Raw genomic sequence first — 8934 nt, 5'->3', positions numbered from 1 at the left:
ATTTGGGAGAGGGGAGAAGAATGTCGATCGCGAAAACCTGAAAATTGGTATAACCTGTAAAAGCAATAGAATTTCGTCTGATTCGATCGGATTGCTTTAACAATCGGACAGGCTAAATTTAGCCGCTTAAAAATACAATTTACAATAAATTATTTAAGTTGAGTGGACTATAAAAAGCATCACAGCACAACTTCTATTGATTTTGTCATTGTCTATAGGAGATTCCATGGAAGCACAAACCAATGAAGTCAAACAGATTGCCGCTCAGTTACTAGCGGGAATGTTAGCTAATCCACACATTTATGCCAGGGTTAGCGATGAGGGAAGCAACGGACAACAAGAGCAAGCCTTAATGTTAATGGCAATTGAGATGGCGGAAAGCTTGATTAAAAGAATTGAAAAAAAATAATGCGATCGCGATGCGATAGATTGTTTGATTTAAAAAAAACAATGAGAATCTTTGCTTTAAGCTTAAAAACCGATCGCGATCTAAAATAATCTTTAAAGCGGCGTTTATCTTAACAGCCGTCGGCAATTTTCAAGAAGCACAAATTTATACCATTTTGGATTTCGGATGAAAGGATTTTGGATTGGGAAACCCTTTCTAAGATTAAATTCTGTAAATTCATCTGTCGCCTTCTTATTTCAAATTGGTATTAGATGATCCGAGCGCTATAATCGCGTATTAATTCTAGTTTCTTCAAATGGGGTTTGGGATTTTATCTCACGCAGAGGAGGCAGCGCGTTGGTGGGTTTCCCGACATATAGCGACTGTCGTCGCGCTTCAGGCACTCCAGAGGCAGAGGAGGGAAGGAGATGGTTCGACTCAAATCAACGAACGCAGAGATAGTGGAAGAAATTCGAGTACGGGGAACGGTTCAGGGGGTAGGGTTTCGTCCTACCGTATATCGTCTGGCTAAAGATTGTCGGTTACGGGGAGAAGTTGGCAATGATGGCGAAGGGGTATGGATTTATGTGGCGGGCAAGCAGGACGCGATCGATACTTTTGTAGAAAGATTGCGTGTCGAATGTCCTCCTCTAGCAAAAATTGAAGCCATTATTCGCCATCCTTATGAGGGCGATCGCATTTTTACCGATTTTACTATTGCTGAGAGTAGCAGTACTTCTATCCGCACCGAAATCGCTGCCGATGCTGCCACTTGCCCCGCTTGTCGCGCCGAAATTTTTGACCCTTTCAGTCGCTGGTATCGTTATCCCTTTACCAACTGCACCCACTGCGGTCCTCGTCTGAGCATTATTAAACGCCTGCCTTACGATCGCGGCAATACTAGCATGGCGGAGTTTAAGATGTGTCCCGATTGTATCAGAAATTATGAAGATCCGAGCGATCGCAGATTTCACGCCCAACCAACTGCCTGTCCGGTATGCGGACCTAAAGCATGGCTGGAACGTTCTGATGGGAAGCCAATCACTGCTCATGTGTTCTCGATGCTAGATGACGTGGATGCCGTCTGTACGCTTATTCAACAGGGACAGATCGTTGCCATTAAGGGATTGGGAGGCTTTCATCTCGCTTGCGATGCCACTAATGAAGCAGTCGTACAAAAGCTACGTTACTCAAAGCGCCGTCCGGACAAACCACTGGCTTTAATGGCGAGGAATATTAACATTATCGAGAAATATTGCCTCGTAAGTGCGGCAGAAAGAGAACTTCTTGAAAGTCCCGCCGCCCCGATTGTTCTCTTACAAAAAAGAGAACGAGACAATCAAAGCGATGAATCTAAAATCCAAAATCCCATTGCCCCTTCTGTCGCGCCCGGTCAAAATTACTTGGGCTTTATGCTTCCCTACACTCCCTTACACCATTTGGCACTAAAGCGACTAGAAATTCCCATCGTCCTCACTAGCGGTAACTTATCCGACGAACCCCAATGCATCGACAACGAAGATGCCCGCAAAAAGTTAGCAGGAATTGCAGATTACTTTCTATTCCACAATCGAGATATTGTAAATCGCGTCGATGATTCAGTCGTTTGCATTATCGGTATTAATTCCCATGATGCAAGAAATCGATTCCAAATCCTTCGCCGCGCCCGTGGTTATGCGCCTGCGCCCATCAATTTACCAGAAGGATTTAAAGACATTCCGCCCGTCCTAGCAATGGGCAGTCAACTAAAAAATACTTTCTGTTTGCTACGAGATGGACAAGCTATTCTTTCTCAACACATTGGCGATTTGGAGAATGTTGCTGCTTCTGAAGCCTATAAAAAAACACTCGATCTCTATTTGAGTTTACTAGAGCATCAGCCAACCGCGATCGCGATCGACCTCCATCCCGAATACCTCTCTACCAAACTTGGCAAAGAATTAGCCGCTGCCAATTCCCTAAAATTGTCTGGCATTCAACACCATCACGCCCACGTTGCCGCTTGCATGGCAGAAAATAATTTACCTATCAATGCGCCGCCAGTGTTAGGCATTGCCTTAGATGGGTTGGGCTACGGGGAAGACGGTACATTGTGGGGAGGAGAATTTCTCTTAGCCGATTACCGAGGCTATAAAAGGCTAGGGACTTTCAAACCCGTGGCGATGCTTGGAGGAGAACAGGCAATCTATCAGCCTTGGCGCAATACTTATGCTCATTTGAAAGCTGCGTTTGGGGCAGAACTACCGCCAGAAAATCTAGAACTTTTGACATTCCTCAAACAAAAGCCTCTAATTCTCCTCGACCAAATGATCGAAAAAGGCATCAACTCGCCCCTTGCGTCTTCGGGCGGGCGCTTGTTTGATGCAGTGGCGGCGGCAATAGGAATATGTCGAGAGTCATGTAGCTATGAAGGACAAGGCGCGATCGCACTCGAAGCCATAGCCGAATCTTATATATTAACTCACTCTGAAGAAATCGAGGGTTATCCCTTTACTATCGCTAATCTAGAAGATGGGGGACAATCGCCTCTTCCCTACCTAGAACCTCGTCCGATGTGGCAAGCACTTTTGGAAGACTTAAAGCAAGGTACTCCTCAAGAGGTTATGGCTGCCAAGTTTCATCGAGGACTCGCTAACGCGATCGCGTCTATGGTCGATCGCATTCGTTACGGGGAAGAAAAGATCGATCGAGTCGCCCTGACTGGCGGCGTATTCCAGAATCGACTGCTGTTAGTCGAAGTAGGCGATCGCTTGCAAGCAATGGGAATCCAAGTTCTGACGCACGGCAAAGTGCCGCCCAACGATGGAGGATTGTCTCTCGGTCAAGTCGCGATCGCAGCCGCCCGATCCCTTTAAAACTCAAAAGAAAATAGGGCAAGAAAATTATCAATCCAAAATCTAAAATCCAAAATCCAAAATCGTATGTGTTTAGGAATTCCCGGTCAAATTGTTGAAATTACCAATGCTGCCCACAAATTAGCAATGGTCAATATTGGGGGAGTCAAACGACAAGTTAACATTGCCTGCATTGTTGATGACGAGCATCCTATCGAATCCTGCGTCGGCGATTGGGTGCAAGTTCATGTCGGTTTTGCCTTAAATCGCCTTGACGAACAAGAAGCAGCCGAAACATTAGAAATGTTAGCAGAAATGGCAGCAGCGATCGAATAGCGATCGGTAGGGGCGGGTTTAATTATCAAGGTGATAATTTTGTTGCAGAGGAATCGAACTAAACCCGCCCGTACAGTTATCAAAAAATTTTGTAGGTGTATTGGAGTAGATAAATTAATCGCAAACAATTAACAACTAACCACTAACTACTAACTAATACCGGAGTCTCTCAAAATGCAAACCACCGAACAGCAATTTTCCTGGTACGACGTTCCAGAGGATATTAAAAACCTGTTAGTTTTAGCCTCCGAAAACTGGGAAAATACAGCCGAATCACAAAAATATGTGAACGAAGCATTGGCAAAAGCTGAAGATAATATAGATGTTTTGGTGGGTTCATATCGATTCTTTTTCTATAAAAAGAATCCAGAAATGGCAATACAAATTGCCGAAAAAGTTAGTAAAAAACTCAAGCAAGAGAATAACTTGCCAGATGAATGGGAAAAACTTCAACCAATTTTAGCACAACAAAAAAATGAGCCGCCAATCAGAATGTATTTAAATGCTTATGCCGCTCAAGGATTTCTACTAGCTAGATTGGGAAAAATAGAAGAAGCAAAAGAAATTACCGAACGAGTGAAACAAATAGATGAGAAAAGAGAATCCTGCGCGACGACTGTTTTTGAAGTCTTAACGCAACCTCCAGAAGAAGATGAGTAGTAATTGTAGTAATTGTAGGGTGGGCATTGCCCACCTAACTGCCAAAATGACGCGATCGCAAAAAGCAAAAGAAATGACAGATAAAATTAAATTATCGGGTTGATGGGAAATTAAGAGTATCGATGAATCAACATGTATTAATTAATTGAAAGTTGAATTATGTGTGAGGGCTTAAATGACTGATATCCTTAAAGAAATTTTAAATATTTTAAAAGAAAATGAGAATATTCGGTTGATTATTTCTGCTTTGTTACTCATTTTTGTATTTAGATTAAAAGATATTTATGAATTTGTCGATCGTCTTTTAAATAGAAAGGTGACAAGATTAGAAAATCTCCTTAAAGGAGATCTCGATCGAGAGACGAGACAAGCAGTACAAGAAGAGCTATATTCAAGATACTTTCAACAAACCACAGGAATTAAGGCTGAAAAGCATCTCAGAGAAAAAATAACTAAACTATTTGAATCAGCAAATGGAAGGATAACATATTCAGATATTAATCATGTTTTTAAACATGGCTTTTTGCTCTGCGACCATAATGAAGAATTAAGAATCAGAAAAATTAACCGACAAGATAGAATCTCCTATCGATTTTGGAGGATTATATCACTCTCAGTTTGGGTTTTAGGGTTATTGTTAATTTTGCTTACAATTTTATTTAAAATTGACGACCCAAGCAAGATAAAAATAGGAATACTTTCGACTTTTTCCCCAAGCAGAAATACGAATGAGTTCAGTCTGAAATCTGTGTTAATACTGCATGGAATATCTTGGTGTATATTAGCTTATGTTATGCGCTCACAAACATTTGTTATAAAAATTGTTGACAAAGTAAAGAGTGAGCTCGAGCGGCAATCAGTTGAGAAAAAACGCCCTAAGTCCAAAAGTATTATTAATTTATTTACAAATCTTCTTTCACCAAATAATCTTTTTAAAAGGAAGAAAAAATAATGAAATACGTAACTGAATTTAGAGATCCGCAAAAAGCTAAAGCTTTATTAGAAGAAATTAAACGATTAAGCGAACTTTTAGAAAGAACGCCAGAAGAACCGTTGAAGCTGATGGAAATCTGCGGCGGTCATACCCACTCCATCTTTAAATACGGGATTGAAGAAGCTTTACCCGACACAATTGAACTAATTCACGGTCCCGGCTGTCCGGTGTGCGTAATGCCGAGGGGACGATTAGATGCTGCGATCGCGCTTGCCGAACATCCTAACGTAATCTTTACTACCTTTGGCGATGCCATGCGGGTTCCCGGTTCCAAAAAGAGTTTGCTGCAAGCAAAAGCAGAAGGCGCAGATATTCGCATGGTCTACTCTCCCCTAGATGCCTTGCCCATTGCTAAAGAAAACCCAGATAAGGAAGTCGTTTTCTTCGGGATTGGCTTTGAAACCACTGCCCCCAGTACCGCTTTAACCGTCTTGCAAGCAGAAGCAGAAGGCATCCACAACTTTAGCCTCTTTTGCAATCACGTCCTCGTCGTTCCCGCCCTAGAAGCCCTCCTGGTCAATCCCGACCTCAAACTCGATGGCTTTATCGGTCCCGGTCACGTCAGCACGATTATCGGGATAGAACCCTATCAAATTATTGCCAAGAAATACCACAAACCTCTGGTCATTTCTGGATTTGAACCCCTCGACATCCTGCAATCGATTTGGATGCTTCTCAAACAAATTATCGAAGGTCGCTGCGAAGTAGAAAACCAATATACTCGCCTCGTTAAAGAAGGCGGCAACAGCGTTGCCCTAGAAGCCATGGGCAAAGTCTTTGAAGTGCGAGACAAGTTTGAATGGCGGGGACTGGGAGAGATTACAGAATCAGGATTGAAAATCAAGGAAGAATATGCATATTTTGATGCAGAAGTCAAGTTTTGCGTTCCCAATCTTAAAGTTGCCGATTCGGTTGCCTGTCAGTGCGGGGAAATCCTCAAAGGAGTTTTGAAACCTTGGGAATGTAAGGTTTTTGGCACGGCTTGCACTCCCGAAACGCCTATAGGAACTTGTATGGTGTCCTCGGAAGGCGCTTGTGCCGCCTATTACAAATACGGTCGCCTTTCTACGCTTGCTAAAGCGGCTAAAACCAACAAAGTATCTGCCTGAAATCCTTTTGAATACAACAAAATAAATAAGGAGGAAATTACATATCGATCGACATTCTGGCAAACCGCTGAAAAAAAGAGTTAAATGTTTTGGTATGACGGAGAGTTAATTGAAGGTGACTCGTTATCGATTGGAATCGACGATCCCGGATTGCTTTATGGGGCGACAGTATTTACTACGCTGCGCGTTTACGATCGCTCCCTAGATCGTCCCCTGACGCATTGGCAATTGCACTGCGATCGCCTGCGCCATAGCATCCAAGCGTTTGAGTGGCAGTTGCCCGACTGGAGACGGCTGCGACAGGGAGCAGAAATCTTACTTACATATTATCCCGTTCTGAGAATCGCAATTTTTGCCGATGGACGAGAATGGATTATTGGGCGATCGCTACCTGTGGATTTAAAAGAACGTCAGCAACAAGGAATTGTCGGATGGGTAGCCGATGAATCGCTATATAGACGTTCTCTAGCCGCTTATAAAACGGGTAATTATTTAAGTGCGTGGCTTGCCCTACAAAAAGCGCAAAAATTAGGAGCAAAAGAGGCTATTTTGCTCGATGAAGCGGGCAATTGGCTAGAAACCAGTACAGGAAATCTTTGGGGATGGAAAGAAGGATGTTGGTGGACTCCCGCCCTAGAGGAAAAGCTTTTATCGGGGATCGCGCGATCGCAGTTAATCGAGTGGTTGCAATCTCAAAATATCCCCGTCAAACAAAATCGATGGACTCCAGAATTTGTCAGAGACTTGGAAGCGATCGCTTATAGTAATAGCGTCATGGAAATTATTCCCTTTTCACTCATTATTCATCCCTTGGGAAAACAGTTTCTCAATCGCAATCTCTTGGCATTAGAACATTTACGGAGTTATTTTTTAACTTAATATTAAATTAGGCTTAACTTATTTTCATATGAACCTGAAGCTAGATCGCGCAATATTTGTTTTGCAGGCTTTATTGGGTAATCTTTTCCACTAAGTAATATAAGGTAACTAGCCCAATAATTACTTGTAATGTATTAAAAACTCTTGTAATGTATTAAAAACTATAGTTACTAATTTTGTAGACAAATATCTACTCAAGCTTGATAAGGTTTAAACCTTAAAGGGCTAACTACAAGCCTCTCTATTGAGTTTCTATCAAAGATAGAGTCCCCAACTACTTTTCTCATTATGTTTAATGCACCATTTAAATCGGCACAATAACATTTACCGCTATTCGATTTAAACAAACCTCGTTTAAGTCTTTTCCCTAAATAGCTCTCTTGTTTCTTGATTGGTTCTAAATCTAAGAAACTGCACTTGCTAGTGTAACTTTCCTCAGTTATTGTTATTCCTATCCCAGCTAATGAAGCTTTATATTCTAATTGCTGAATAAAGCGTGCGTGAGGGATATTAGTAAAGTTCTGATTAGTTTTTCTACCTAGGTTAATATTCTGCTTCCAGTTATCATTTTTACCAATAATTAGGTGTGTTACGCCTTGGCTTACTAGTTGCTTAATAATAAAACTACTAGCAGTATGGAGGTAATAATCCACTTTGTTATTGCGTTTTAGTGTTAACGCTTCTATTCGCCTTGAGGTGTACTGATTCTTGGGGAATAATGATTGAAGCTTAGATTTGATTTTATTGTAGTGTTGGTTACAGGCTTTAAGAGCTTTACCACAAACAATAAATGGTTTAAAACTAGGATCGTTACTAGCGACAGTAGCTAAATTATTTAATCCTATATCTATTGAGGCTATTTTATCCCCATTGACTAAGGAGGTTTCTGGTCTTGAATAAACGGCTTCAACAACATAAATATTTCCTTTGGGAATAATTCTGATTTCTTCTATCTTGGTTAATTTAGTCTTTAGCTTGAGGTTTAAACCAGAAGGATTGATATACCCTTTCTTTAACCAAGTCTTAGAGAATGCTTGATTGTTAAAGACTAATAAGTTTCTACCTTTATCTTTATTTTTATATTTAGGTAATTTAGGCTCCCCTAAGAACTTACTAGGGTCAGCCAGCCAAGCTTTCTTTGCTTCAAAATAAGATTTAAAACATTGATCTACTTGTTTAAAAACTAATTGAGCTACTTTACTAGGTAAAGCTTTATAATCCTCACTAGCTTTCAATTGATGATAAAGTCTATTAAATCCTGGTATCTGCTCTTTAGCAAAGAACGCTTGACGACATATATAAAGCGCAGAATTAAAGAGATTCTTAGACTTAAACGCCATCATATCTATCTCTTTAAAAGAACGATGCGATCGCTTTATGATGTGTCGCTCTACTAATCGCATTATTCTTCTTCCTCTAAGCATTTAATCATGCACTCAGTCTTATGTTTTCTTTTTCTTGGACCATCAATCCGAGCGCAGAAACTAGTAATGATAGAGATAAAATCTTGCATTATATCTTCTGTTTCTTCTTCAGCAAGATTGACAACTTCTATATCTTTACCTTGCTGATTAAGTAAAACTTTAAGGTAATTAAAACCTATGCGGGTGAGCCTATCCTTATGTTCAACTACTATAAGATGATAATTATCGTTTTGCAGTATTGTAGTAAGTTTCTTGCGGTTATCATTAACTCCGCTACCTATTTCTTTTACTATTTCTACTATCTGATAGC

The 8934-nt window shown here is 40.9% G+C and carries 9 protein-coding genes; 7 read left to right on the top strand and 2 right to left on the bottom strand.

Annotated features, from left to right (window positions below):
- Positions 1-226: 226 nt before the first annotated feature.
- From NIES593_RS23030 to NIES593_RS23000, 7 genes are all read left to right on the top strand, one after another.
- Complete coding sequence (locus tag NIES593_RS23030; RefSeq protein WP_073601788.1) at positions 227-409, top strand: hypothetical protein; 183 nt, start codon at positions 227-229, stop codon at positions 407-409.
- Between the two features lie 407 nt (positions 410-816).
- On the top strand, positions 817-3243 hold the full coding sequence (hypF, locus tag NIES593_RS23025) for a carbamoyltransferase HypF (protein WP_073601787.1): 2427 nt from the start codon (positions 817-819) through the stop codon (positions 3241-3243).
- Between the two features lie 66 nt (positions 3244-3309).
- Positions 3310-3558 carry a HypC/HybG/HupF family hydrogenase formation chaperone gene (locus NIES593_RS23020; protein ID WP_073601786.1) on the top strand — a complete coding sequence of 83 codons (249 nt, stop codon included), beginning with the start codon at positions 3310-3312 and terminating at the stop codon, positions 3556-3558.
- A 174-nt stretch (positions 3559-3732) separates the two neighbouring features.
- Positions 3733-4218, top strand: coding sequence for a hypothetical protein (locus NIES593_RS23015; protein ID WP_073601785.1), 486 nt, complete (start codon positions 3733-3735; stop codon positions 4216-4218).
- 175 nt (positions 4219-4393) lie between these two features.
- The gene (locus NIES593_RS23010) at positions 4394-5170 is read left to right on the top strand and encodes a hypothetical protein (RefSeq protein WP_073601784.1); all 777 of its coding nucleotides are present in this window, start codon (positions 4394-4396) and stop codon (positions 5168-5170) included.
- Positions 5170-6321: a hydrogenase formation protein HypD gene (gene hypD / locus NIES593_RS23005; RefSeq protein WP_073601783.1), complete on the top strand. Its 1152-nt coding sequence runs from the start codon at positions 5170-5172 to the stop codon at positions 6319-6321. The genes NIES593_RS23010 and hypD overlap by 1 nt, the downstream gene beginning before the upstream one ends.
- 84 nt (positions 6322-6405) lie before the next feature.
- Positions 6406-7200 carry an aminotransferase class IV gene (locus tag NIES593_RS23000; RefSeq protein ID WP_073601782.1) on the top strand — a complete coding sequence of 265 codons (795 nt, stop codon included), beginning with the start codon at positions 6406-6408 and terminating at the stop codon, positions 7198-7200.
- Between the two features lie 194 nt (positions 7201-7394).
- On the opposite strand, the gene NIES593_RS22995 is transcribed toward NIES593_RS23000, so the two are convergent.
- Both NIES593_RS22995 and NIES593_RS22990 read right to left on the bottom strand, forming a co-directional pair.
- Positions 7395-8603, bottom strand: a complete 1209-nt coding sequence (locus NIES593_RS22995) for an RNA-guided endonuclease InsQ/TnpB family protein (protein ID WP_073601781.1) — start codon at positions 8601-8603, stop codon at positions 7395-7397.
- Positions 8603-8934: recombinase family protein (locus tag NIES593_RS22990; RefSeq protein WP_175561223.1), on the bottom strand; the 332-nt coding region annotated here is incomplete at its 5' end. The genes NIES593_RS22990 and NIES593_RS22995, both read right to left, overlap by 1 nt.

It is taken from the genome of Hydrococcus rivularis NIES-593, assembly GCF_001904635.1.
Lineage (GTDB): Bacteria > Cyanobacteriota > Cyanobacteriia > Cyanobacteriales > Microcystaceae > Hydrococcus > Hydrococcus rivularis.
Note: the sequence above shows the minus strand (reverse complement) of the source record. Positions and strands in the feature narration are given on the sequence as shown.

What these genes read in the sequence shown, in the direction of transcription:
- NIES593_RS23030 (WP_073601788.1), top strand. Translation starts at nt 227, where the DNA reads ATGGAAGCACAAACCAATGAAGTCAAACAGATTGCCGCTCAGTTACTA.
- hypF (WP_073601787.1), top strand. Translation starts at nt 817, where the DNA reads ATGGTTCGACTCAAATCAACGAACGCAGAGATAGTGGAAGAAATTCGA.
- NIES593_RS23020 (WP_073601786.1), top strand. Translation starts at nt 3,310, where the DNA reads ATGTGTTTAGGAATTCCCGGTCAAATTGTTGAAATTACCAATGCTGCC.
- NIES593_RS23015 (WP_073601785.1), top strand. Translation starts at nt 3,733, where the DNA reads ATGCAAACCACCGAACAGCAATTTTCCTGGTACGACGTTCCAGAGGAT.
- NIES593_RS23010 (WP_073601784.1), top strand. Translation starts at nt 4,394, where the DNA reads ATGACTGATATCCTTAAAGAAATTTTAAATATTTTAAAAGAAAATGAG.
- hypD (WP_073601783.1), top strand. Translation starts at nt 5,170, where the DNA reads ATGAAATACGTAACTGAATTTAGAGATCCGCAAAAAGCTAAAGCTTTA.
- NIES593_RS23000 (WP_073601782.1), top strand. Translation starts at nt 6,406, where the DNA reads ATGTTTTGGTATGACGGAGAGTTAATTGAAGGTGACTCGTTATCGATT.
- NIES593_RS22995 (WP_073601781.1), bottom strand. Translation starts at nt 8,603, where the DNA reads ATGCGATTAGTAGAGCGACACATCATAAAGCGATCGCATCGTTCTTTT.